Annotated in this window: 22 protein-coding genes; 14 read left to right on the top strand and 8 right to left on the bottom strand. The window is 63.5% G+C overall.

What is annotated here, in order from left to right:
• The 4 genes from AC5RUM_RS14300 to AC5RUM_RS14285 all read left to right on the top strand — a co-directional run.
• A partial coding sequence (locus AC5RUM_RS14300) for an FAD-dependent oxidoreductase (RefSeq protein ID WP_494035533.1) occupies positions 1–812 on the top strand: 812 nt, incomplete at its 5' end.
• A 38-nt stretch (positions 813–850) separates the two neighbouring features.
• Complete coding sequence (locus tag AC5RUM_RS14295; RefSeq protein WP_494035532.1) at positions 851–2305, top strand: NAD-dependent succinate-semialdehyde dehydrogenase; 1455 nt, start codon at positions 851–853, stop codon at positions 2303–2305.
• A 14-nt stretch (positions 2306–2319) separates the two neighbouring features.
• Complete coding sequence (locus tag AC5RUM_RS14290; protein WP_494035531.1) at positions 2320–3042, top strand: GntR family transcriptional regulator; 723 nt, start codon at positions 2320–2322, stop codon at positions 3040–3042.
• A gap of 160 nt (positions 3043–3202) precedes the next feature.
• Positions 3203–3877: a GntR family transcriptional regulator gene (locus tag AC5RUM_RS14285; RefSeq protein ID WP_400581246.1), complete on the top strand. Its 675-nt coding sequence runs from the start codon at positions 3203–3205 to the stop codon at positions 3875–3877.
• Between the two features lie 97 nt (positions 3878–3974).
• Here AC5RUM_RS14285 and AC5RUM_RS14280 read toward each other — a convergent pair whose 3' ends face one another.
• From AC5RUM_RS14280 to AC5RUM_RS14250, 7 genes are all read right to left on the bottom strand, one after another.
• Positions 3975–4070: an NAD(P)-dependent oxidoreductase gene (locus AC5RUM_RS14280; RefSeq protein ID WP_494035544.1), complete on the bottom strand. Its 96-nt coding sequence runs from the start codon at positions 4068–4070 to the stop codon at positions 3975–3977.
• Between the two features lie 77 nt (positions 4071–4147).
• Positions 4148–4300 carry a hypothetical protein gene (locus tag AC5RUM_RS14275; protein WP_494035530.1) on the bottom strand — a complete coding sequence of 51 codons (153 nt, stop codon included), beginning with the start codon at positions 4298–4300 and terminating at the stop codon, positions 4148–4150.
• 6 nt (positions 4301–4306) lie between these two features.
• Positions 4307–4432, bottom strand: coding sequence for a hypothetical protein (locus tag AC5RUM_RS14270; protein ID WP_494035529.1), 126 nt, complete (start codon positions 4430–4432; stop codon positions 4307–4309).
• A gap of 46 nt (positions 4433–4478) precedes the next feature.
• Positions 4479–5552, bottom strand: coding sequence for a tartrate dehydrogenase (locus AC5RUM_RS14265; protein WP_494035528.1), 1074 nt, complete (start codon positions 5550–5552; stop codon positions 4479–4481).
• Complete coding sequence (locus tag AC5RUM_RS14260; RefSeq protein WP_494035527.1) at positions 5549–7105, bottom strand: aldehyde dehydrogenase family protein; 1557 nt, start codon at positions 7103–7105, stop codon at positions 5549–5551. The genes AC5RUM_RS14265 and AC5RUM_RS14260 overlap by 4 nt, the downstream gene beginning before the upstream one ends.
• A gap of 18 nt (positions 7106–7123) precedes the next feature.
• On the bottom strand, positions 7124–8401 hold the full coding sequence (locus AC5RUM_RS14255) for an NAD(P)/FAD-dependent oxidoreductase (protein ID WP_494035526.1): 1278 nt from the start codon (positions 8399–8401) through the stop codon (positions 7124–7126).
• Between the two features lie 27 nt (positions 8402–8428).
• Positions 8429–9103: a haloacid dehalogenase type II gene (locus AC5RUM_RS14250; protein ID WP_494035525.1), complete on the bottom strand. Its 675-nt coding sequence runs from the start codon at positions 9101–9103 to the stop codon at positions 8429–8431.
• 427 nt (positions 9104–9530) lie between these two features.
• Here AC5RUM_RS14250 and AC5RUM_RS14245 point away from each other — a divergent pair, with 427 nt between their 5' ends.
• The 7 genes from AC5RUM_RS14245 (at position 9531) to AC5RUM_RS14215 (ending at position 16901) form a co-directional block, all read left to right on the top strand.
• On the top strand, positions 9531–10463 hold the full coding sequence (locus tag AC5RUM_RS14245; RefSeq protein WP_494035524.1) for an ABC transporter substrate-binding protein: 933 nt from the start codon (positions 9531–9533) through the stop codon (positions 10461–10463).
• A 47-nt stretch (positions 10464–10510) separates the two neighbouring features.
• Positions 10511–11407 (top strand): amino acid ABC transporter permease, encoded by an 897-nt coding sequence (locus AC5RUM_RS14240; protein ID WP_494035523.1) that lies wholly within the window; start codon positions 10511–10513, stop codon positions 11405–11407.
• Positions 11404–12171, top strand: a complete 768-nt coding sequence (locus AC5RUM_RS14235) for an amino acid ABC transporter ATP-binding protein (RefSeq protein ID WP_494035522.1) — start codon at positions 11404–11406, stop codon at positions 12169–12171. Before AC5RUM_RS14240 ends, AC5RUM_RS14235 begins: the two co-directional genes overlap by 4 nt.
• 2 nt (positions 12172–12173) lie before the next feature.
• On the top strand, positions 12174–13307 hold the full coding sequence (gene solA / locus AC5RUM_RS14230) for an N-methyl-L-tryptophan oxidase (RefSeq protein ID WP_494035521.1): 1134 nt from the start codon (positions 12174–12176) through the stop codon (positions 13305–13307).
• Between the two features lie 78 nt (positions 13308–13385).
• The gene (locus tag AC5RUM_RS14225) at positions 13386–14639 is read left to right on the top strand and encodes an aspartate aminotransferase family protein (RefSeq protein ID WP_494035520.1); all 1254 of its coding nucleotides are present in this window, start codon (positions 13386–13388) and stop codon (positions 14637–14639) included.
• An 83-nt stretch (positions 14640–14722) separates the two neighbouring features.
• Positions 14723–16177 carry an NAD-dependent succinate-semialdehyde dehydrogenase gene (locus AC5RUM_RS14220; protein ID WP_494035519.1) on the top strand — a complete coding sequence of 485 codons (1455 nt, stop codon included), beginning with the start codon at positions 14723–14725 and terminating at the stop codon, positions 16175–16177.
• 43 nt (positions 16178–16220) lie between these two features.
• Positions 16221–16901 (top strand): GntR family transcriptional regulator, encoded by a 681-nt coding sequence (locus AC5RUM_RS14215; protein WP_494035518.1) that lies wholly within the window; start codon positions 16221–16223, stop codon positions 16899–16901.
• A 310-nt stretch (positions 16902–17211) separates the two neighbouring features.
• On the opposite strand, the gene AC5RUM_RS14210 is transcribed toward AC5RUM_RS14215, so the two are convergent.
• Positions 17212–17454: a hypothetical protein gene (locus tag AC5RUM_RS14210; RefSeq protein WP_494035517.1), complete on the bottom strand. Its 243-nt coding sequence runs from the start codon at positions 17452–17454 to the stop codon at positions 17212–17214.
• 612 nt (positions 17455–18066) lie between these two features.
• Here AC5RUM_RS14210 and AC5RUM_RS14205 point away from each other — a divergent pair.
• The 3 genes from AC5RUM_RS14205 to AC5RUM_RS14195 all read left to right on the top strand — a co-directional run bounded on the left by AC5RUM_RS14205 (position 18067) and on the right by AC5RUM_RS14195 (position 23552).
• On the top strand, positions 18067–18723 hold the full coding sequence (locus AC5RUM_RS14205) for a GntR family transcriptional regulator (RefSeq protein WP_494035516.1): 657 nt from the start codon (positions 18067–18069) through the stop codon (positions 18721–18723).
• Between the two features lie 53 nt (positions 18724–18776).
• Positions 18777–21743 (top strand): FAD-binding and (Fe-S)-binding domain-containing protein, encoded by a 2967-nt coding sequence (locus AC5RUM_RS14200; protein ID WP_494035515.1) that lies wholly within the window; start codon positions 18777–18779, stop codon positions 21741–21743.
• A gap of 207 nt (positions 21744–21950) precedes the next feature.
• Positions 21951–23552 (top strand): serine hydrolase domain-containing protein, encoded by a 1602-nt coding sequence (locus AC5RUM_RS14195; RefSeq protein ID WP_494035514.1) that lies wholly within the window; start codon positions 21951–21953, stop codon positions 23550–23552.
• The last annotated feature ends 16 nt before the right edge of the window (positions 23553–23568 follow it).

Genomic DNA, 23568 nt, shown 5'->3' with positions numbered 1-23568 from the left:
CCAACGGCGCCGAGCACGAAATCCTCAGCCGCGAAGAGATGGCCGAACGCTACCCGCAGCACAACCTCCGCCCGGACGACATCGCCGTCTACGACCCCAACGCCGGCGCCCTGCGCACCGACCGCGCCGTCACAGCGGCCGTCGCAGCGGCCCAGGCCAACGGGGCAACAATCCACACCAACACCTCCATCGATGGCATCACCGAAACCGACGACGGCGTCGTCATCACCTCCGGGGAGAAGTCCTGGACGTTCGAGAACGTCATCGTCTCCTCCGGCGGCTGGTCCCAGAAGCTCATGCCCGAATACCTCAAGGCAGCAACGCAGACCAAGCGGATCTTCTTGACCTGGTTTGTCGCGAAAGCCGGGGCCGAATTCACACCCGACAGGTTCCCCATCTTCATCCGCATTTACGAGGACCGCTCCATGTATGGTGCGCCCGCCGTGGATGGGGTGACCGTCAAGGCAACCCTTGACGGCCGCGGCAGACCAACACCGGACCCGAACGCCGTGCCCAGGGAACTGACCCCCGCGGAAATCACCGAGACGACCGAAACCGTCACCGAGTTCTTCCCCGGACTGTTCCCCACCGTCGTCCGCTCCGACGCCTTCCCGGACCTCTTCACCAAAGACGGGCATCCCCTGCTGGGCCGGCTCGCGGAGAACAGCAGGCTCTACTGCGCCACCGGCTTCTCCGGCGGCGGCTTCAAGAACGCCACCGGATTCGGCGAAATCGCCGCGCACGAGGCCCTCGGCAAGCAAACCTACGAGGGCCTGGACTTCGTCCGGCCCCAACGATTCAAGACCAGCTAACCCGGTAACCCCGTTCCCTACGACACTGAAAGCGTGCGATGAACCCCTCATTCGATCCCTCAAGTCTTCACACGGATTTGTTCATCGACGGCGCGTGGCGACCAGCCAGCACTGGCGCCACATTCGCGGTTGAGAACCCGGCCACGCGTGAGGTCATTGCGCAGGTGGCCGATGGCGGCCCGGACGACGCCCGGGCCGCCATCGAGACCGCCGGGCGTGCCCAGGCGGAGTGGGGAAAGTCCACTCCGCGGGAGCGGGCCGACATCCTGCGCCGGGCCTTTGAGCTGGTCATCGCCAACACGGACCGGCTCGCCGCGATCATGACCGCGGAGATGGGCAAGCCGCTGGCCGAGGCCAGGGGCGAGGTGGCCTACGGCGCCGACATGCTCCGCTGGTTCTCCGAAGAGGCCGTCCGCATCGGCGGAGACCACACCACCTCGGTGGACGGCAAGACCCAGATCATGATCACCAGGGAACCCGTCGGTCCCTGCGTGCTGGTCACGCCGTGGAACTTCCCGCTGGCGATGGGTGCCCGCAAGATCGCCCCGGCCGTGGCCGCGGGCTGCACCATGGTCTTCAAGCCCGCGGAACTGACACCGCTGACCTCCCTGGCGCTGGTGGACATCTTCCGGCAGGCCGGCCTTCCGGACGGTGTCCTGAACGTCGTGACCACCCTGGACGCAGCCAGCGTCGTGGGGACCTGGACCGGCAGCGGCATCGCGCGCAAGATCAGCTTCACCGGCTCCACCGGGGTCGGCAAGATCCTGCTGCGCCAGGCGGCCGAGAACGTCATGCGGTCCTCGATGGAGCTGGGTGGAAACGCCCCGTTCATCGTGCTGGCCGACGCGGACATCGAAAAGGCCGTCGACGGGGCCATGAAGGCCAAGATGCGGAACATGGGCGAGGCCTGCACGGCCGCGAACCGTTTCTTCGTGCACCGCTCCGTCCTGGCGGAGTTCAGCGAGAAGTTCGCCAAGAAGATCTCCGAACTGCGGGTCGGCGACGGCGCGCTCGAGGGAACCGAGGTCGGGCCCCTGATCGAGCAAAAGGGCCTGGAGAAGGTCGAAAGCCTGGTCGCCGATGCCGTGTCCAAGGGCGCACGCGTCCTGACCGGCGGACGCCGCCCCGAGGGCCCGGGCTACTTCTACACCCCCACGGTGCTGACGGACGTGCCCCTGAGCGCGGACCTGATGAACACCGAGATCTTCGGACCCGTCGCGGCGATCACGGCGTTCGACAGCGAGGACGAGGTGATCCGCCTGGCCAATGACACCGAATGGGGTCTGGTGGGGTATGTGTTTACTGAGAACATGGAAAAGGCCCTGCGCTTCTCCGCAGAACTGGAAGTGGGAATGGTCGGCGTCAATACCGGCATCGTTTCCAACCCGGCAGCACCCTTTGGCGGGGTCAAGCAGTCGGGGCTGGGACGCGAAGGCGGCAAGGTCGGCATCGAGGAATTCCTCGAGATCAAATACACCGCAATAGCAATCTGAGAACTCCGATTCAGATGAGCGGATCTATAGCAGCCAAAGGCCTGTTCTCCATGGAGGGAAGGCCCACCGCACAGCTGATCGCCGATCAGCTGCGCGAACAAATCATCCAGGGAATCTTTCACCCCGGAGAGCAGATCAACGAATCCATCCTCGCCGTCCAGCTGAACACCTCCAGGAGCCCCGTCCGGGAAGCCGTGCAACGTCTGTGCCAGGAAGGCATCCTCATCAGCCGGCGCAACCGTGGCGTGTTCGTACTCGAAATCTCAGCCCGGGACAGCAAGGAAATCTACGCCGTGCGTGAGGCTGTGGAAACAAACTCCGCAGATTCCCTGCTCAACAGCACACCCAAGCACATCAAGAACACCTGCCAGGCCCTGAAAACAATCCTCAGGAACATGAAAAGACAAGTGGACGCAACCAACTGGCAATCAATTGCCCAACTGGACATGCAATTCCACACCACAATCGTCGCCGCCGCCGGCAACAGCAGAATGACCAGAATCTACGAAACCTTGGCCGCCGAATCGACAATGTGCATTCGCAAGCTGGAGATCTCCTACCCACAAGCACAGATGCTGATCCAGGAGCACGAGGACATCCTCAGCTTCCTCGAAACGGGCAACAGGGAAGAACTCCGGAGAGCCCTCAAACACCACATGCAAAAGGCTGTCGACGACCTCACCACCACAACCCCAAACCAGGAAAACAAGCCCATAGCCAGAACCTTGGCAAACTGAAAACCAGAGAAGGCCAGGTCCACAGGACCTGGCCTTCTCTGGCTTGACCAGTTTTGACGCAGCCGTAATTTCCTCTGGTGGGCAACATAAAGCCAGCAGAAGCGTCGCAATGAGGGCGTGGTCTACTGCCCTACAGTTGACGACGCTGTAGCATGAAGGCATGGCTGAGCAGATTAAGATAGTGCATTCGTCCACCGTGCAACAGGTCGCGGATGGTCTCACAGCCATGATCCTGAGCGGAGGACTCAAGCCAGGTGAACGCCTGAGGGAGAGTCTCCTCGCCGACAACCTGGGGCTTTCCAGGAACACTGTTCGTGAAGCCGTCCGCATAGTTCAAGCGGGCGGCCTCATCCGCCACCGCGCAAATCAGGGCGCTATCGTTTGGGACCCCACCGACGCGGAGATCATGGACGTCTACAACGCGCGTTACCACCTGGAGACCACAGCCGCACGGAGCATCTCCGAAAGCACCTCCATGGACGAGGTTCACGCCGCCATGGAGGAGTTCCGGGCAGTCTTGAAGAGTGGAGATCCATTCAAGATTGTCGAGAAGGACCTTGCGGTTCACAGCGCGATAGTCGGACTCCTCGGAAGCCAGAAGTTGAGGATCTTCTATCAGCAATTGGTGACCGAACTGAGGTACTTCATGTTTGTGCTTTCCATTGAGCATCACGAGTACGAGGACCCGGACACTCTCGAAGCCGAGCACCAAAACATTGTTGACGCGCTTGACTCGCGTGACCCGGTCCTGGCCGAGAAGGTCATCTCAGACACGATCATCCAGTATCGGGAATCGATCCGAGGCATTATCGCCGAGAGGCATACAGAACGCTAAGCGAGCTGCAGGAACCCCTCCCCCGACGATGACGCACCGAAGCTTTTTGGTCCTAGCCCCGTACTTTGAGGGTCGGAAGGCTTAAGCGGATTACTGCTCAGGATGCGGAACCAGAGGTCAAGGCCCCCATCAGCGCTGCGGTATCCACGAGCTCCCCGCGGCCTACGTTGATCAGGCGGGCGGACGGCTTCATGGAGGCCAGGACCTGAGCATTTACCAGTCCCCTGGTTTCGTTCGTCAAGGGCGGGGCAAGTTACCAGGTAGTCGTAGTCATGGACAATCGCGCGTGACGCGCTGCTGCCAGCGCTGGTCCTGCTGCAGCCGGAACGAACCCTGCGCGTCCTTGGCCATGCCCAGGACAAAGCCCAGCGCGAACTCGGCGATGGCGCGGCTGAGGACGCCGCGGGAGTTCGTGTAGACCACGTCGCTCTAGATCAGCTCGTCGAACAGCAGCTGGCTGACGCCGGCCGCTGAGACATAAATCCACTTCAGGGTCGAGGCCGCATCCCAGTTCTCCCGGAGCGTGGGTGAGAAGGAGTGCCACTGGTACAGCACATTCGCGCCGGCGACGACGGGCCGCTTGGACCTGTGGTGACGATCGTCATGCCGTTACTGGGGCGAGTGTGTCGATTGCCGTCAGGACGGCTGCCGTGAATTCCGACGTCGACGAGGTCCCGCCGACATCGCGGGTGCCGTGACCGTCGCGCAGGGCCGATTCGAACGCGGACTGCAGGTGCGCGGCCGCTTCTGGGTGGCCGAGGTGCTCGAGCATCATGGCTCCGGACCAGATCTGTCCTACAGGGTTCGCCAGGCCCTTCCCGGCGATGTCCGGCGCCGAACCGTGGACCGGTTCGAAGAGGGACGGGAAGGCTCCCTCCGGGTTCAGGTTGGCGCTTGGCGCAACGCCGATGGAGCCAGTAACGGCGCTGCCCAGGTCCGAGAGGATGTCACCGAGAAGGTTGGAGGCGACGATGACATCCAGCGTCCAAGGCTTCAGGACCAGGTGCGCAGCCAGGGCGTCCACCAACTCGTGGGTCACGGTTACGCCGGGATGCTGACGGGCGGATTCCTCCACCACCTCGTCCCAGAAGGGCATGGTGTGGATGATGCCGTTGCTCTTTGTCGCGGACGTCAGCCTGCCCTGGCGGGAAGCAGCAAGCGCGGCAGCGAAGTGGGCTGCCCGTGACACTCCAAGTCGGGTGAAGATGGTTTCCTGGACCGCGCTCTCGTGCGGCAGCCCACGGTACATCCGCCCGCCGACCTCGGAGTATTCACCTTCGTTGTTCTCCCGAACGATCAGGATGTCGATCGGCTTGTCCGACGCCAGCGGCGAGGTCACGCCGTCGAGCGTCTTGACGGGGCGGAGGTTGATGTACTGCTGGAACTCCCGGCGGATCGGGATCAGCAGGCCCCACAGGGACTCCACATCGGGAACCTCCGGGGAACCCACGGCGCCCAGGAAGATCGCGTCATGTTTTGCGAGCTGTTCAAGCCCGTCAACCGGCATCATCCGCCCGTGCCGGCCGTAGTAGTCCGATCCCCAGTCGAAATAGGTGAACGCCAGGTTCAGGCCATGGATCGAGGCAATCCGTTGAAGGCATGTGATGGCCGCGGGGACGACTTCTTTGCCGATGCCGTCGCCGGGGATCACGGCGATGCTGTGGGTGCTGCTCATGAGGATGTCCGTTCCGTCAGGCCGCCGAGGATCTGCCAGCGGGCGGTTGACCCGCCAAGGTTGATGATGGTGTTCTTGGGTTCGGTCATCTCGCGGACCGTGTGACGGACGCCTTCGCGTCCCACACCGGATTTCTTGAAGCCGCCAAACGGCATCGAATCGATCCGGACGTCGCTGGTCTCATTGATCACCACAGCGCCGACGTGCAGTTTCTCCGCTACGGCCAGGGCCAGATCAATGGACTGGGTGAAGACCCCGGCCTGGAGGCCGAACTCGGTGTTGTTCGCCGCAAACACCGCGTCCCGGACCTCGATGAACGGCAGGATGCTGACCACCGGACCGAACACCTCATCCCGGATTACCCGGCACTCGGAGGGCACATCGGTCAGGACGGTCGGCTCGTAGTACGCGTTCCGGCGGGCCCCGCCGGCATGGACAGTGGCGCCGGCCGCCTTGGCTTCTTCCACCCATTCCTCAACCCGCCGGGCCTCCGCCTCAGAAATCAACGGGCCGACGTCCGTGCCCCGGTCAAGCTTCGGCCCAGTCCTGAGCGCCCTGGTACGGGCCGTGACCTGCTCCAGGACCTGCTCGAACAAAGAAGTGTGGACGTACACGCGCTGCACGGACAGGCAGTTCTGCCCCGCGACACCAAACGCGCCGGCCACAATGGCCTTCGACGCGGCCTCAGGGTCGGCGTCAGCGCACACAATGGTGGCGTTGTTCCCGCCGAGCTCGGACAGGATCTTCTTCGCCCCGGCGGCTGTGGCAATACGTTCCGCCGTCGCAGGGCCGCCGGTGAAGGAAATCAAGTCCACCCGGGGATCGGTGACAACGGCCTCGGACACTCCGGGTCCGGAGACGATCGCGGCGATCCGCCCTGAGGGGACACCCGCTTCGAGCAGCAGCTGGACAAAGGCCAGCCCGGTCAGCGGGGTGCGGCCGGAAGGCTTGAGCACGACGCCGTTGCCGCCGATGAGGGCAGGGCCCAGTTTGTGCGCCACGAGGTTCAGGGGGTCGTTGAACGGAGTGATTGCCGCGACGATGCCCACCGGCTTCCGGCTGTACCAGCCGATCTTGTTGGCTCCGGCCATGCTGTCCTCGAAACCCAGGGTCTCCCCCGTGAGCTCTGCGGATGCGGCAGCCGAGAGCCGCAGTGTTTCGATGCAGCGGCGCACCTCGCGCTCCGCTTCGGTGATGGTCTTGCTGCTTTCGGACGCGATGATCTTGGCGAACCGCCCGGACTGTTCAGTGAGAAGCTGTCCGGCTTTCTCCAGCGCCTGCCTGCGGGCCCGCACCGGCCAGTCATCTACCTGCAGGTGGCGGTGGATGTGCGCGATCGCCCGCTGGACATCCACCGCCGTCGAACTGCACACCCGCCCCAACAGGAAGCCATCTTCAGGATCCCGTACTTCCACCGTCAGATCGGCGCGCTGCCACTGACCTTCAAAGAAGGCACCGCCGGGAAGGTCGGCGACCTCTGCCCGCCGGTCGGTCGTTCCGGTGGTTCCGGTTGTTTCAGGGCGCGAGTCAAGAGCGTCAATGGATGGAAGCATGGGATTTCCTTTGTGGGCCTAGCTGAAGCGGTCGATGATTTTTGCGGCTCCACCGATGAAGGGCAGGAACCACGGCGGGCCGAAATGGCCCGGCACGGGCGGATTCTTCAGGCCTTCCCACACGTTCGCTGACTTGTCGCCGGCCATGTAGTGGGCCATCCGCTTGCCCATGTGAGCTGCCATCTGCACGCCGTGTCCGCTGTAGGCCAAGGAGTAGTAGAGTCCGTCGTGGATGCCCGCGTGGACCATCTGGTCCATGGAGAGGTCCACGAGTCCGCCCCAGATGTAGTCCACCTTGGCGTTGGAGAGGTAGGGGAAGAGTTCGAGCATGGCCTTGCGCAGGATCTCGGCGCTCTTGACGTCCGAGTCCGGGCTGGACAGGGCAAAGCGGGCACGGCCGCCAAAGAGGAGCCTGTTGTCCGGGGTGATCCGGAAGTAGTAACAGAGCATCTTGCTATCCGAGGCCATGCGCCGGTTCGGCAGGATCCGGTTGACCACGTCTTCGGGCAACGGCTCGGTGCAGATAATGAAGCTGCCCACCGGAATCACGCGGCGCTGCAGCCACGGGGTTACCCCGCCTGTGTAGCCGCTGGTGGCGACCAGGACCTGCTTGGCACGGGTGATGCCGCGGGTGGTGTGCACATCGTGCACCGTACCCGAAACCTTCTTCAGCTCCGTGACACCGGATCCCTCGCAGATATCCGCCCCGGCGGCAACAGCCGCCCCGCCCAACCCATGCACAAACTTCCCCACGTGCAGCCCTGCTCCCAGCGGGTCCAGCATGGCCCCCTGGTAGAAGTCCGTGCCGATTTCACTGTGGATCTGGGACTTCGGGATCACGGTGACATGATGGTCGGCCAGGGCGGCCATCTTCTCCTGCGACCTCAGGAAGCCTTCATAGTGGGACTTGTGGAACGCCAGCGAGAGCTTCCCGAAGCGGTTGTAGTCACACTCGATGCCGTTGTCATGCACCAGCTTCTCGATGCTGTCGATGGCGTCGTTGTATTCACGGAACATCTCCACGGCACGCGCGGCGCCGTAGCGCTTCACCGCCGTGCTGAAACCGATGGCCAACCCGGTCGTCGCCATTCCCCCATTACGGCCCGACGCGCCCCACCCAACAGTGTGGCGTTCGAAAACGGCAACGCTGGCGCCCTGCTTGGCAAATTCCAGGGCCGCGGAGAGTCCGGTGAAGCCGGCGCCGATGATGGCCACATCGACGTTCTCGGGAACCGGAGTGCGCCGGTAGTCCCCGGATGGTTCGGCAGTGTCCAGCCAATAGGGGTTAAGTTTCACGGGTTGACCTTTCGCCTCGACGTCGGTTTAGAGACCGAGGTGCTTGTTGACCTCGTCCAGGGACTTAACGGTGTTGTAGTCGTAGCCCCCGGTGATGGGGTCATAGCCACGGTCCAGCACCCAGAGGTTGCGGAAGCCCATGTCGTGCATTGGATGCATGTCGTACCGTGTGTGAGAGGCGATGTGCAGGAAGTCCTCCGGCTTGGCGTTCAGGGTATCGAGCATGTACTCGAACGCCTGGTAACGCGGCTTGTAGGCCTGGGCCTGCTCAGCAGTCAACACTGCGTGGAACTCAGCGCCGAGCTTGGGAATGCTGATCTCCAGGAAGCTGTCGTCGGCGTTGGACAGAGCCACCAGCTTGTAGTTGTCGCCCATGAGCTTCAGCGGAGCCGGCACGTCATCGTGGGCACCAAAGCTGCGTACAGCGTCAGCGAACTCTGCGCCCGCACCAGGGGTCGGCCCGATGCCAAAGAACTTGCATACCCGGTCAAAGGAATTCTGAAGGATCTCCTCGTAGGGCTTGTAGTCGCCAAGGACCTCGTCGAACCGGTACCCGCGGAACACCTTCTTGAATGCAGGCCACTGCTCTTCAGGCAGACGGCCAGCGAGCAGCCGGCGGGTAGTGGAATCAGTATCCCAGTTGATCAGCGTGCCGTAGACATCAAAAGAGATGTACGTCGGTCGGGAGTTAGTCGTTGCCATGATTCATCCGTTCATAGAGATCTTCGGCCGGACGCCGGAATACCTGGCGCCCGTTTCGGTAAGTCTAGGTCGGGCATGGGGGCGCGTCGACGCATTCCCCGGCCCGTTATTGTCGACTCTAGGCTCCTCATTGTAGATTGTCAACAACTTCTCGTGGACGTTCCTCCGGCCACATTTCGCGGACGTAATGCAGGGAATATTTTCGTCGATTGTTGACAATCCGCAATTCTAGCGGTTGCATAGTGACGGGGCCGAGCGAGATTTCGATCACAGCCGATATGCAGGACGCAAGAAGTCCGCTCCACGTCGCTGCACGGCATTGTCCGACCTGAGCAACAGAGAGAGCGCGGCCTATCAGCCGCAGCCAGACACTCCTCTCTCGTTCGGCGGAATAACTTCACCTGAAACCCATTCGAAGGGAACCACCATGAAGACCATCAACAAAGTTCAGAGCGCAGCCGCAGGCATTGCAGTCCTGTTGGCCCTCACCGCCTGTGGCGGCGCTGCCACCGGCACTTCGGCCGCTGGGGATGCAAAGTCCAAGACGTCGAACACCGCTGACATCTCCGAGGGCATCCAGCCTGACGCGGCCGCGGTGAAGCTGCTGCCGCAGTCCTACAAGGACAAGGGCGAACTGACGGTCGCCATGGACCTGCACTACCCGCCAACGACCTTCCTGGCCGATGACAACGTGACCCCGATCGGCCTGAACCCCGACATCGCCCGGCTGGTGGCCAAGAAGCTCGGCCTGAAGCTGAAGTTCGAGAACACCGCGTTTGACACGATCGTCCCCGGTATCGACGGCGGCCGCTACGACTTCACCGTCACCACCATGTCCCCCACGGAAGAGCGGCTGAAGGTGATGGACATGGTGAGCTACGTCAGCACCGGTGTGTCGGTGGCCGTGGCCCATGGCAACCCGCTGAACATCAGCAATGACGACATGTGCGGCAAGAACATTGCGGTCACCAAGGGATCCAACGCCCAGCTGAAGCACCTGCCGAACGTCTCGAAGTGGACCTGTGAGGAGAAGGGCAAGCCGGCCATCAACGGCGTCACGCTGCCCAACGTCCAGGAGGCCCTGACGCAGCTGGCGTCCAAGCGCGTGGACGGCGTCCTCTATGACACCCCGGCACTGGTCTGGGCCGCGGAGCAGCAGCCCAACACCTTCACCGTTCTGGAGCCGAAGGTGGATACCCGCTCGGAGCACGTCAATGCCATTGGCCTGAAGAAGTCTTCGCCGCTGACGCCGGCCCTGCAGAAGGCCGTGCAGTCGATCCTGGAGAGCCCGGAATACAAGAAGTCCCTTGACACCTGGGGCCTCAGCGGCGCAGCCATCACTACCGCCAACCTCAAGTAGCGGGGCAGGCCATGCAGCAAACAACTATGGAAAGAAGTGGCCCCAGCATGAACGGGAAAGAGTCACATCTCAAACCACGGCTCCGGCGGCGCAGCACTTTTGAATACGTCGCCTGGGTGCTCTGCAGCCTGATCGGCATCGGCATCCTGATCTCGGTCTCGACCAACCCCAACTTCAGGTGGGGCACGGTTGCCCAGTACTTCACCCACGAATCCATCGTCCGTGGCCTGATGCTCACCATCTTCCTCACGATCGCCAGCATGGGCCTCGGAACGCTCCTGGGCCTGGGGCTGGCAATCATGAGGTCCTCGAGCATCAAACCGGTCGCGGCCACGGCCAGCGTCTACATCACCCTGTTCCGTGGCACCCCGGTGCTGGTGCAGCTGATCTTCTGGTTCAACGTTTCCGCGCTGTACCCGAACCTGACCATCGGCATCCCGTTCACCAACATCGGCACCGCCGTCGACGTGAACGCCCTGATGGCCCCCATCACCGCGGCCCTGGTCGGCCTGACGCTGAACGAGGCCGCCTACATGGCCGAGATCATCCGTGGCGGGTTCTCCTCGGTCGGCAAGGGCCAGATCGAGGCCGCCGACTCCCTGGGCATGAGCAGCGCCATGAAGATGCGCAAGGTCATCATCCCCCAGGCCATGCCCTCGATCATCCCGGCGACCGGCAACCAGGTCATCGGCATGTTCAAGGGAACCTCCCTGGTCAGTGTGCTCGGCGTTGCCGAGTTGCTCCAAAGCGCCCAGCTCATCTACGCCCGCACCTACGAGACCATCCCGCTGCTGATCGTCGCCAGCCTCTGGTACCTCGTGATGACCCTGCTGCTGAGCTACCCGCAGTCCAAGCTCGAGCAAAAATACTCCCGCACAACCTCCCGGCTCCCCCGGAAAGCGAAAAAAGTTGTGCTGACCGAACCGGAAGGGACCCTGCGATGAGCAACGACGGCACCATTCACGCCCGCGGAATCCGAAAGTCCTTCGGCCCCAAAACGGTCCTGAAAGACATCAACCTGGACATCGCCAGCGGAGAGATCTGCTGCATCATCGGCCCCAGCGGCTCCGGCAAGTCCACCGTCCTGCGCTGCATCAACGGCCTGGAGACCGTCGACACCGGAGTCCTGAAGGTCAACGGCGAGGACTTCGGCTACTACGAGACCGACAACGCTTACCACGCCCTCCCCCCGAAGAAACTCGCCACCCAGCGCACCAGGGTCGGCATGGTCTTCCAGCAGTTCAACCTCTTCCCCAACATGACCGCTCAGGAAAACGTCATGTCCGGGCCGGTCCTGGTCAAGGGCACCGACAAGAAGGAAGCCGCCAAGCGTGCCCACGAGCTGCTGGCCAGCGTCGGTCTGGCCGGGTTCGGCGACCACTACCCCGCCCAGCTCTCCGGCGGGCAGCAGCAGCGCGTCGCCATCGCACGGTCCCTGGCCATGGATCCCGAGATCATGCTCTTCGACGAGCCCACCTCGGCTCTGGACCCGGAAAAGGTCGGCGAAGTGCTCATGGTCATGCAGGACCTGGCGAAGAAGGGCATGACCATGGTGGTGGTCACCCACGAAATGGGCTTCGCCCGCGAAGTCGCGGACTCCCTGATTTTCATGGATGACGGCTACGTGGTCGAACGCGGCGACGCCCGCGAAGTCCTTCGCAACCCGAAGGAACCCCGTACCCAGGCCTTCCTGGACAAAGTGATCTGAGCATGGACGGAAAACTCGCAGTCATCGGGCTGGGCAGCATCGGCAGCATGGCCCTGTGGCAGGCCTCCCGCCTGTCCGATTCAGTGGTGGGATTCGAAGCCCAGGCACCCGCCCACGCCCGCAGCGCCGTGGGCGGAGACACCCGCCTGTTCCGTATGCTCTACCGCGGCAACCCGGACCTTTACCCCATCCTGGAACGCTCCCGCAGCCTCTGGGGCGACCTCGAAGCCGAAACCGGGCAGAACATCCTCACCCGCTGCGGGGGACTCTCCATCGGAACCAAAGATGGGCCTTACATCCCGAGCCTCCTGGAAACCACCAGGACCAACGGCGCCGAACACGAGATCCTCAGCCGCGAGGAGATGGCCGAACGCTACCCGCAGCACAACCTCCGCCCGGACGACATCGCCGTCTACGACCCCAACGGCGGTGCCCTGCGCACCGACCGTGCGGTCACAGCGGCGGTTGCAGCCGCCCAGGCCAACGGCGCAACGATGCACACCAACACCCCGATCGACAGCATCACCGAAACCGCCGACGGCGTCGTCATCACCTCCGGCGAGAAGTCGTGGACCTTCGAGAACGTCATCGTCTCCTCCGGCGGCTGGTCCCAGAAGCTCATGCCCGACTACCTGAAGGCGGCAACGGAGATCAAACGGTGCTTCCTGTCCTGGTTTGTCGCCCGCGACGCATCCCAGTTCGCTCCCGAGAAGTTTCCCATCTTCATCCGGATCTCCGGGGACCGCTCCATGTACGGCGCTCCCGCCGTCGACGGAGTAACGGTCAAGGCAACCCTTGATGGCCGGGGAGCACCAACACCGCAGGCGGATTCGGTGCCCCGGGACCTAACACCCGCGGAAATCTCCGAAACCATGGACACGGTAACTGAGTTCTTCCCCGGACTGTTCTCCAACATTGTCCGCTCGGATGCCTTTCCGGACCTCTTCACCAAGGACGGCAACCCCCTCCTTGGCCGGCTCACGGAGAACAGCAGGATCTACTGCGCCACCGGCTTCTCCGGCGGCGGCTTTAAGAATGCCACCGCATACGGCGAAATCGCCGCCCACGAAGCCCTCGGCAAGCAGACCTTCGACGGCCTCGAATTCGTGCGGCCGGAGCGTTTCAAAACCAGCTAGTTCAACTGTCAGCAACAGTGATGGACCTGACATCCCAAAATTGTTGACAATCTACAGTTCCTCAGAAAGTATGAAGCCATGGCAACTCTCAGCCCTCTCCTCAAGCAGGCCACTCCTGTCGTCGTTGAATCCGCCCTCGGAAGCTGGATCCACGCGACCGACGGCAAAAAGTACCTCGATTTCACCACCGGTATCGGTGTCACCAGCACCGGCCACTGCCACCCCGACGTCGTAGCGGCAGCACGCGAGCAGGTGGGCAAGATTGTCCATGCCCAGTACACCACCGTGATGCACAAGCCCCTGCTTGAGCTCACCGAAAAACTGGGAGAATTCCTGCCCTCGGGGCTGGACAGCGTTTTCTACGCCACGTCCGGCTCCGAGGCCGTGGAGGCCTCCGTCCGCCTGGCGCGCATGGCCACGGGCCGGCCCAACATCATCTCCTTCCACGGCGGCTTCCACGGCCGGACCGTGGGCGCCGCGTCACTGACCACGGCCGGCACGAAGTTCCGTTCGGGTTTCTCCCCCCTGATGAGCGGCGTGCACATCGCCCCCTTCCCCCACGCCTACCGCTACGGCTGGGATGAGGAAACTGCAGTCAACTTCGCCCTGAAGGAACTGGACCATCTCCTCCTGAGCATCAGCAGCCCCGCAGACACGGCAGGTTTCATCATCGAACCGGTCCTGGGCGACGGCGGGTACATCCCCACCCCCCCGGCCTTCCTGCAGGGACTGCGGGAACGTGCCGACCGCCACGGCATCGTGCTCATCGTGGACGAAGTCCAGGCCGGCGTCGGACGCACCGGCAAGTTCTGGGGCCACGACTGGGCCGGCATCACCCCCGACGTGGTCATCACCGCGAAGGGACTCGCCAGCGGCTTCCCGATCTCGGCGATTGCCGCCTCGGCAGAGCTGATGGGGAAGGCCTGGGCTGGCTCACAGGGCGGCACCTACGGCGGAAACGCCGTCGCCGCGGCCGCCGGCGTCGCCACGCTGGGCGTCATCGAACGCGAGAACCTGGTCGAGAATGCCCTGCTTCGCGGTGATGAACTGCGCGCAGGACTTGACCGGCTCAAGACAGAATTCACCGGCATCGGCAACGTCCGCGGCCGCGGCCTCATGCAGGGTGTCGAATTCACGTCTGCGGACAACACTCCTGATGCCGCTACAGCCCTCGCCGTCCAGCAGGCAGCCATCAAGGAAGAGCTTCTCCTTCTCACCTGCGGTCCGCACGGCAACGTCGTCCGCATCATTCCGGCACTGAACGTCACCAGTGACGAGATCCAGGCCGGTATCTCCAGATTTACCCAGGCGCTTAAGACGGCCACCTCCTAATACAACCCAAGGCATGGATTTCGCCGGCGGCGGACCACACACCGCCCCGGCGAAATCCCTTCCCCAGACACTGAAAGCGTGACATGAGTCTCTCATTTGATCCCACCACTCTTCATACTGACTTGTTCATCGACGGTGCCTGGCGGAAGGCCACCAATGGTGCCACGTTCCCGGTTGAGAACCCTGCCACCCATGAGATCATCGCCCACGTCGCTGACGGCGGTCCCGAAGACGCCGCCCTGGCCATCGAGACCGCCGGCCGTGCCCAGGCGCAGTGGGGAAAGTCCACGCCGCGGGAGCGGGCCGACATCCTGCGCCGGGCCTTTGAGCTGGTCATCGCCAACACGGACCGGCTCGCCGCGATCATGACCGCGGAGATGGGCAAGCCGCTGGCCGAGGCCAAGGGCGAGGTGGCCTACGGCGCCGAAATGCTCCGCTGGTTCTCCGAAGAGGCCGTCCGGATCGGCGGGGACCACACCACCTCGGTGGACGGCAAGACCCAGATCATGATCACCAGGGAACCCGTCGGTCCCTGCGTGCTGGTCACGCCGTGGAACTTCCCGCTGGCCATGGGTGCCCGCAAGATCGCCCCGGCCGTGGCCGCGGGCTGCACCATGGTGTTCAAGCCCGCGGAACTGACACCGCTGACGTCCCTGGCCCTGGTGGACATTTTCCGGCAGGCCGGTCTTCCCGACGGTGTCCTGAACGTCGTGACCACCCTGGACGCAGCCAGCGTCGTGGGGACCTGGACCGGCAGCGGCATCGCGCGCAAGATCAGCTTCACCGGCTCCACCGGGGTCGGCAAAATCCTGCTGCGCCAGGCGGCCGATAACGTCATGCGCTCCTCGATGGAGCTGGGTGGCAACGCCCCGTTCATCGTCCTGGCCGACGCGGACATCGAAAAGGCCGTCGACGGTGCCATGAAGGCCAAGATGCGGAACATGGGCGAGGCCTGCACCGCCGCGAACCGCTTCTTCGTGCACCGCTCCGTCCTGGCGGAGTTCAGCGAGAAGTTCGCCAAGAAGATCTCCGAACTGCGGGTCGGCGACGGCGCCGTGGAAGGAACCGAGGTCGGACCCCTGATCGAGCAAAAGGGCCTGGACAAGGTCGAAAGCCTGGTCGCCGATGCCGTGTCCAAGGGCGCACGCGTCCTGACCGGCGGACACCGCCCCGAGGGCCCCGGCTACTTCTACACCCCCACCGTCCTGACCGACGTGCCCCTGACCGCGGACCTGATGAACACCGAGATCTTCGGACCCGTCGCGGCGATCACGGCCTTCGACAGCGAAGACGAGGTGATCCGCCTGGCCAATGACACCGAATGGGGCCTCGTGGGGTATGTGTTTACTGAGACCATGGACAAGGCCCTGCGCTTCTCCGCAGAACTGGAAGTGGGAATGGTCGGCGTCAACACCGGCATCGTTTCCAACCCGGCAGCACCCTTTGGCGGGGTCAAGCAGTCGGGGCTGGGACGCGAAGGCGGCAAGGTCGGCATCGAGGAATTCCTCGAGATCAAATACACCGCAATAGCGGTCTAACGGGGCATGCAGTAGTCCGAAGAATGAAATGAGGGGGATGTCAATGGCGGTACCGGAGGGCTTACTAGTCCTGGAGGGAAGGCCCACGGCGCAGCTGATCGCCGATCAGCTGCGCGAACAAATCATCCAGGGGACCTTCCGTCCGGGACAACAGATCAATGAATCTGCCGTGGCCAGCCAGCTGCGCACATCAAGGGGCCCGCTCCGGGAAGCGCTGCAGCGCCTATGCCAGGAGGGGCTCCTGGTCAGCCACCGGAACCGTGGCGTCTTCGTCACGGAGCTTTCCACCGCCGACATCAGGGAAATCTATGAGGTCCGGGAATCCGTCGAAACAGCGGCTGCAAACACGCTGCTCGACGGCAGCCAGGAGCAGCTCCAAGACACCTGCGAAGTGCTGAAGGAAGTCATCAGGGACATGGCAAAGCAGGTTGCGGTGTCCGACTGGCAGGAACTTGCACGGCTGGACATGCAATTCCACACCTCCTTCGTCGCAGGCACAGGCAATACCCGCCTCATCCGGATTTACGAAACACTGGCCGCCGAATCACGGATGTGCATCCTCAACCTGGAAGTCTCCTATCCATGGGTAGACGTTCTGGTGGAGGAACACCAGAAGGTCTTGGATCTCCTGGAGGCAGGCGACAGGAAAGGCCTCCTCAAGGCCATCAAACGGCACATGCAAAAAGCCGTTGAGGACCTCACCGCCACACAGCAGGACAAATAACGGCCAGGGGTTCGCGACCCCGTAACTCTGTAGTGACCAGGTCCGGCCCATCCCAGCGGTCGTTGCAACGCCCAGAATTCTTGAGGGTTGCAACGGCCGCTTCGACGTTAAGCGGCGCCATCAGCTGCAAAGGGAGAATTTACCCTAGCAATTGTCAACAATCGACGATAAAGTAGGAGATGGAACTTCACTTTAAGTTTCCAGACACGCCCGGAAGCCTCCTGGGTAAGAGCAGGTCAGGGGCACCGGACGGCAGAAGCTTCTCAGATTTCCTCGTATCGCCTGACACCTGCACCATTGCATTCCGCCCTCAGGCACCCTTCAGCCTCAAACTCCTTGAAAGGTAGACAAAGTGCGACAGAGCAGTCACGCATCCACGTGGAACACACTCGAGCAAGGCGACCTCGTCGTCCTTAGCCAGCAGGGCGTCCCCCGCCATAAGGGCTTGATTGATGATCGGACTGAAGATGGCCGAACCATTTGGGTCACCGACGAACTTGGTCATCGACGGCTTTTCCATATTGAGGACGACTATGACCTCACGATTTCCCACAGCCCATTCCCTAACTAGGCATGCCATGAAAGCACAGCCGCACTTGCTCATTGGAGATGATGGACGGACGATCCGATGCTCAGTCTGATCGTTCTTATCACGGCAGGATTCCTGACCAGCGCAACTGCAATCAGTTACGCAAGCTCCTCCGGCGCCACGCTTGCTCAGCGGAGGGGATCCAGGGCCGGCCTCCTTTCGCAGATCTGCATCGCAGGCTTTGCCCTCGGGGCTATCCTCTTGGCCGTCCATGTTCAGCTGGGAGAGTCACTTTGAGGGAACAAGAAGCCCCGATGCCAAGAGGAATCGAGCTGCTCTTCCACGACCCCTTCTCCGACTCCTTGACCGCCCAACAACCTGCACTTGGTCGCATGCGAACTGGAGCCCTCAACAGTGCGCTTGATCGGAAACCAGCCACGACCCGCCCGGCTTCCCGATCGGATCAGCTCGATGCAGTTGTGCGCGAACTGAAGCTCCTCGCCCGGCGCAACGGGACTTCCCTGGAGTAGCACGGGACGTCATTGCCCTCCCTGCCGCCGCCAGCAGGATCTTCAGAGTTACCCAGCATTTCGAAAGGTCTTGGGACGAAGTGTATAGCTGTTATACAGTTTCATGGTGATAAATGATGCAGTGACAGTTGCGGACGCTGTTCGCACCCGACTGGAACGCAGCCTCCTCGCCGGGGACTACTCAGCGGGGGCAGTGGTCAAGGACAGCCACGTTGCCCAGCAGCTGGGGGTGGCCAGGCCCACTGCCCGCGTCGCCGTGCAGAGCCTCATTGCTGACGGCTTCCTGGAACGTGAAACCGGGCGAAGCGCCAGGGTCCGTCGTTTCTCCGTCCAAGACGTCGCCGACATCTTTCTGGTACGTCGACTCATCGAATTTGAGGCGGTCCGCTCGGTCTGTCACGGTGCCGACATGGGACCAATCCGGGAATCGCTGACAAGGTTTTCGGAGGTCACCGATGACCAGGACTGGGAAACCGCGGCACAGGCTGACATGGGCTTTCACTCGGCAGTCGTGGGAGCTGCCGACTCGCCACGGCTCAGCAGGCTATTTCAGACGATTTCCACAGAGATCCGCCTCCTGATGGCACTCCTTCGCCCCAGGTACTTGCACGTATCCACACTTCACGATGAACACACTGAGCTCCTGAATGCGCTGATCGCCGGCAACGCGGAGAAGGCATTGAAGCTTTGGGCGGCCCATTTGGACGACGCCGAAGCGTTCCTCAGCACGAGAACCCAGGAAGAACTCTCCCGGGAGCACTAGTACGGCAACACAACTCGAAACCGTTCCATGACAATCCAAGTGGAAAGCGCACCATGCATTCAAAGATCACCGCCCCGGAACGTGCACCGATCCTGGCAAAGCTTCAGGCCGCGGGCGTGCCCGTGGAAGCCTCGGGTCACCGGTTGGCCGCATACTCCTATGACGCGTCCAACTACCGGGTCCCGCCTCTCGGTGTTGTGTTCCCGCGCAGCGTCGACGACGTCCGCGCCGTCATGGCGGCATGCCGGGAAACCGGAACTGCCCTGATCAGCCGGGGCGGGGGGACGTCCATGGCTGGAAACGCGATCGGCCCGGGAGTTGTGCTGGACTTCTCGCGCCATATGAACCGGATCATAGCCGTCGATGAGGCGACAGGAACGGCGGACGTCGAGGCCGGCGTCGTGCTTGCCCAGCTCACCCGCGAAACCGAACGGGCAACCGGCGGGAACCTCACTTTCGCTCCCGACCCGTCCTCAAAAAACCGTGCCACCATCGGCGGCGCCATCGGCAACGACGCCTGCGGCAACCACTCGGTGCGTTATGGACGGACCTCCGATCACGTCCACGAGATCGACGTCGTCACCTCCGACGGTGCCCTGCTCACCGCATCGGACAACGGCGTCCGGGCCACCGACCCGTCCGACGCTTACTCCGTATCCCGCGCGTTCCAGCTGGGCGAAGACCTCAAGAAGCTCGCCCAGGACAACCTGTCTGCTTTCCGCCTTGAACTCGGCCGCATCCAGCGCCAGGTTTCCGGCTACCACCTGGCCAATCTCCTGCCGGAAAACGGCCTGAACGTTGCCAGGGCACTGGTCGGCACCGAAGGAACCTGCGCCGTCGTCGTCCGCGCGCGCATGAAACTCGTCCCCAAGCCATCCAGTGCACTGCTGGTGTGCCTCGGCTATGCCGACGTGGTCGATGCCGCAAAGGACATCGAGACCATCCTTGACTTCTCCCCGGCAGCAGTCGAAGGCATCGACGAGGCCATCGTTGACACCATGCGGCTGCGCCGCGGAGACGACTCCGTCCTGGGGCTGCCCCAGGGCAAGGCGTTCCTGTACGTGGACCTCGACGGCGACGACCCCGACGAAGTGGCCCGCCAGGCCGCCCTGCTGCTGGAACGGCTCGCCGCGAACGGCCGCCTGGTCGATGGGTGTGCCGTTCCGGACTCTGCTGAACGCGCTACATTGTGGCGGGTCAGGGAAGACGGCGCCGGCCTGTCATCGAGGCCAGCCAGTGGCGGGGAATCCCAAGCCGGCTGGGAGGACTCCGCCGTCGCCCCGCAGAACCTTGCAGCCTACCTGGCCGACTTCCGGACGCTCCTAGACGACTATGGACTGACCGGAATCATGTACGGGCACTTCGGGGCCGGCTGCATGCACATCCGGATCACCTACGACCTGCGCAGCGAAGAGGGCCGCAGCGTCTTCCGCAAGTTCACGCAGGCCGCCGCCGAACTTGTTGTCCGCCATGGAGGCTCCCTGTCCGGAGAACACGGCGACGGGCGTGCCCGCTCTGCACTGCTCTCGCACATGTATTCCGCCGGCATGCTCGCCGCGTTCGAGGAATACCGCACGATATGGGACGGGGCAGGGATCCTGAATCCGGGGTCGATTACCGATCCGGATCCGTTTGACGCCAACCTGGCCCTCGAGGGCGTCCCCGAGCGTGAGTGGAGGACGCACTTCGAGCTCCGGCCCGTCGAAGCAGCCGCTGCCGGAGCCGACCCCTGGGTGCATGCCGTCCAGGCCTGCATCGGCGTCGGCAGGTGCCGTTCGGACTCCGGCGGAGTGATGTGCCCGAGCTACCGGGCCACAGGGGACGAGAAAGACTCGACGCGCGGACGGTCCAGGGTGCTCCAGGACATGGTCCGGGGTGCCCCGACCGTCGACGAAGGCTGGAAGTCGGAAGATGTCCGCGAGGCGCTGGACCTGTGCCTGTCCTGCAAGGCCTGTTCCAACGACTGTCCCGCCGGCGTGGACATGGCGAGCTACAAGTCGGAGTTCTTCTCCCACTACTACGAGGGCAGGCTCCGGCCGATGTCGCACTTCTCGCTCGGGTGGCTGCCCAGGTGGCTGAAGCTCACGTCCCGCATCAGCCCGCTGGTCAACGCAGTCCTGGCAAGCCCGCTTGGGAAGGTGGTGGCAGCAGCAGGTGGCCTCACCACCAAGCGGGCCATGCCGAAATTCGCCTCCGGAAAGATGCTCAGCGATGCCCTCGCAGATTTCGCACAGACGCCGGCGGCCGCGGACACGGTACTCTTCGTCGACTCCTTCACCAAGGGTTTCCGACCGGAGGTGGCCGGAGCAGCTGCACGGGTTATCGAAGGGACCGGAAGGCAGGTCTCCTGCGAGACAGACGCCTGCTGCGGCCTGACCTGGATCTCAACGGGGCAGCTCGACGCTGCCAAGAAGATGCTGGGCAGGACCGTGGCCAAGCTGGATGACGGCAGCGATGCCCCCATCGTCGTCATCGAACCCAGCTGTGCCGCAGCCCTGAAAAAGGACGGCCCCGAGCTTCTCGGCACCGAAGCCGCCGAACGCGTTTCGCACAGGATCCAGAGCTTCGCCGAAGCCGTGAAGCAATGGGTGGACGGCGGCTGGACGCCCCCGGCCGTGCCGTCCGCGGTAACCGTGCAGACCCATTGCCACGAGTACTCAACCTTTGGGGCGACCGTACAGCGCAAGGCATTGGCGGCCCTGGGAGTAGCCAATGTCGCGGAGGCAACAGGTTGCTGCGGCGTAGCGGGAAACTTCGGGTTCGAAGCCAACCACTACGACATCTCCATGAAGGTGGCACAGCAGGCACTGGCTCCTGCCCTTGAAAGCACTGCGGCAGAGACACCGGTCCTTGCCGACGGCTTCAGCTGTGCAATGCAGGTCAAGCAGCTGGAACCGGAGCGCAAGAGCCTCCATCTGGCCGAACTCCTTGATCCCCGGAACACCATCCCGGAGAACACACCGGAGAACACTCAGGGACCTGAAGGACCCGCCTCACGGCGCGGGCGTCGGCAGGGCTGACCAGGGCTGCGTTACCCATAGACCGCGGACCGTGCCGGCCAACAGGACTCCATGCATGGGCCGGCACGGTCCGCATTTCCCCGGCAGATGAACCGGCAGGCATGGCGGGGTCCGTTCACGTGCACCGAACGCGCCCGGGATGATGCATTGTTTTCCCGCCTGCCCGGTCCTACCGTGAAGGGACGGTAGGGCGAAGCAGGTGCGGGCATGCGAGAAATTTCCTGGTCATCGCGCTGGATTCTGTCATGCTTCCTGGTGGCCGGCGTTCTCTGCGGGTTCACCACGCCGGCCCCTGCCGCCGTCGGCACCCAGCCGCCCACCGCCGTCGAAAAGCCTGCTGCCGGACCTGCCATCCCCGATGAGGCATTTGAGGCAGTGGACGCCTTCCTGCGGGAGCAGATTAACGCGATGGGGCTGCCGGGAGCCGCCATCGTTATCGTCAAGGACGGCGTCCAGGTGCATTCCGCCGCGTTTGGCCGCGCCGACAACTCGGGGCGGCCCATGACGCCCCAGACTCCAGTGCTGCTGGCATCAACCACCAAGTCCCTCACGGCCATTGCCGTGATGCAGCAGGTCGAGGCCGGCAGGCTCCGGCTGGATGAGCCCGTGCGGTCCTACCTGCCCTGGTTCACTCTGCGGGACAGTCGCTCATCGGAGATCACCGTCCGCCATTTGCTCCACCAGGCCAGCGGGATGGCGGCCAAGGACACGGCCTTCGAAGGCTCCGACGCGCAGGGCCCGGAGGCCATCGAAGAAGGTGTGCGCGCCCTGTCAGATTCCCCGCTGGCCGGGGTTCCGGGTGAAGCATTCGGGTACGCCAATGCCAACTTCAATATCCTGGGCGTCCTGGTGCAGACGGTCTCCGGCCAGCCGTTCGGGGACTACGTGCAGCAGCACCTGTTCGAGCCCCTGGAGATGTCCCACAGCCATCCCACCCGCGCCGCCGCCCGCACCGACAGTGCGGCCGCCGGACATTCCCTGTGGTTCGGCACGTTCTGGCAGCAGACCGAGGTGCCCGCACCCACCACCGGCATGCCGTCCACCACCATGTACGCCTCCGCGGAGGACAAGAGCCACGAACTGATCGCCCTGCTGGACAACGGCCTGTACCGTGACCGGCGCATTCTCCGGCCCGACAGCGTGAAGGCCCTGCTCGAGCCCCGGATCCGGGTGGACGAGTCCAAGGGCTACGCCATGGGCTGGTTCACCCGACCGCTCGTGGAATCTGCCGCCCCTGGCGAACCGCCAGCCCCGGATACCTTGCCGCTGCTGGTGGAGCATCAAGGGGAATGGGGGAATTCGCACACTTACCAGGCTCTGGTTCCCAGCTCCGGCCTCGGCGTCGCCATGGTCATCAACGCGAATGACACCTCGGCCCCGTCACGGCTCAAAGCCATCGACACCAACGTCCTGCGGATCCTCCACGGCCAGCCACCGGCGCCGGCGGTGGTGCAGGAGGACTGGCTTCAGCGCTACAGCTGGGCCGTCTCGCTGGCACTGCTGCTCGCGGAACTGCTGAGCCTGTGGCTGGCGCTCTCCGTACTCCGGCGAAGCCCCGCCGCGGCCGAGAAGCCGTGGACGCCATGGGCTGTGGGCCTCACAGGGCTCGCCCTCGACGGATTCGCGCTGTGGCTGTGCCTCATCTACGCCCCCGCCAAGTTCGACACCAACCTGGCCGTCATCGTCCGCCAGTTCCCCGACGTCGGCGTCTTGCTGGTGCCGGTGCTCGCGCTGGCCATCATCTGGCCGGCCCCCCGCACTGTGTGGCTGCTCGTCCGGATGCGGGCACGTCCAGACATCCACCGGTGACTTACGCCGGAAAGCC

The sequence above is a fragment of the Arthrobacter sp. B2060 genome (assembly GCF_059090445.1).
The sequence above is the reverse complement of the archived record's forward strand: the minus strand, read 5'-3'. Positions and strand labels throughout refer to the sequence as shown.

Coding starts and splice junctions, on each gene's coding strand:
- AC5RUM_RS14295 (WP_494035532.1), top strand. CDS start 851: ATGAACCCCTCATTCGATCCCTCAAGTCTTCACACGGATTTGTTCATC.
- AC5RUM_RS14200 (WP_494035515.1), top strand. CDS start 18,777: ATGCATTCAAAGATCACCGCCCCGGAACGTGCACCGATCCTGGCAAAG.
- AC5RUM_RS14245 (WP_494035524.1), top strand. CDS start 9,531: ATGAAGACCATCAACAAAGTTCAGAGCGCAGCCGCAGGCATTGCAGTC.
- AC5RUM_RS14285 (WP_400581246.1), top strand. CDS start 3,203: ATGGCTGAGCAGATTAAGATAGTGCATTCGTCCACCGTGCAACAGGTC.
- AC5RUM_RS14260 (WP_494035527.1), bottom strand. CDS start 7,105: ATGCTTCCATCCATTGACGCTCTTGACTCGCGCCCTGAAACAACCGGA.
- AC5RUM_RS14215 (WP_494035518.1), top strand. CDS start 16,221: ATGGCGGTACCGGAGGGCTTACTAGTCCTGGAGGGAAGGCCCACGGCG.
- AC5RUM_RS14220 (WP_494035519.1), top strand. CDS start 14,723: ATGAGTCTCTCATTTGATCCCACCACTCTTCATACTGACTTGTTCATC.
- AC5RUM_RS14265 (WP_494035528.1), bottom strand. CDS start 5,552: ATGAGCAGCACCCACAGCATCGCCGTGATCCCCGGCGACGGCATCGGC.
- AC5RUM_RS14290 (WP_494035531.1), top strand. CDS start 2,320: ATGAGCGGATCTATAGCAGCCAAAGGCCTGTTCTCCATGGAGGGAAGG.
- AC5RUM_RS14235 (WP_494035522.1), top strand. CDS start 11,404: ATGAGCAACGACGGCACCATTCACGCCCGCGGAATCCGAAAGTCCTTC.
- AC5RUM_RS14225 (WP_494035520.1), top strand. CDS start 13,386: ATGGCAACTCTCAGCCCTCTCCTCAAGCAGGCCACTCCTGTCGTCGTT.
- AC5RUM_RS14280 (WP_494035544.1), bottom strand. CDS start 4,070: ATGAAGCCGTCCGCCCGCCTGATCAACGTAGGCCGCGGGGAGCTCGTG.
- solA (WP_494035521.1), top strand. CDS start 12,174: ATGGACGGAAAACTCGCAGTCATCGGGCTGGGCAGCATCGGCAGCATG.
- AC5RUM_RS14240 (WP_494035523.1), top strand. CDS start 10,511: ATGAACGGGAAAGAGTCACATCTCAAACCACGGCTCCGGCGGCGCAGC.
- AC5RUM_RS14195 (WP_494035514.1), top strand. CDS start 21,951: ATGCGAGAAATTTCCTGGTCATCGCGCTGGATTCTGTCATGCTTCCTG.
- AC5RUM_RS14250 (WP_494035525.1), bottom strand. CDS start 9,103: ATGGCAACGACTAACTCCCGACCGACGTACATCTCTTTTGATGTCTAC.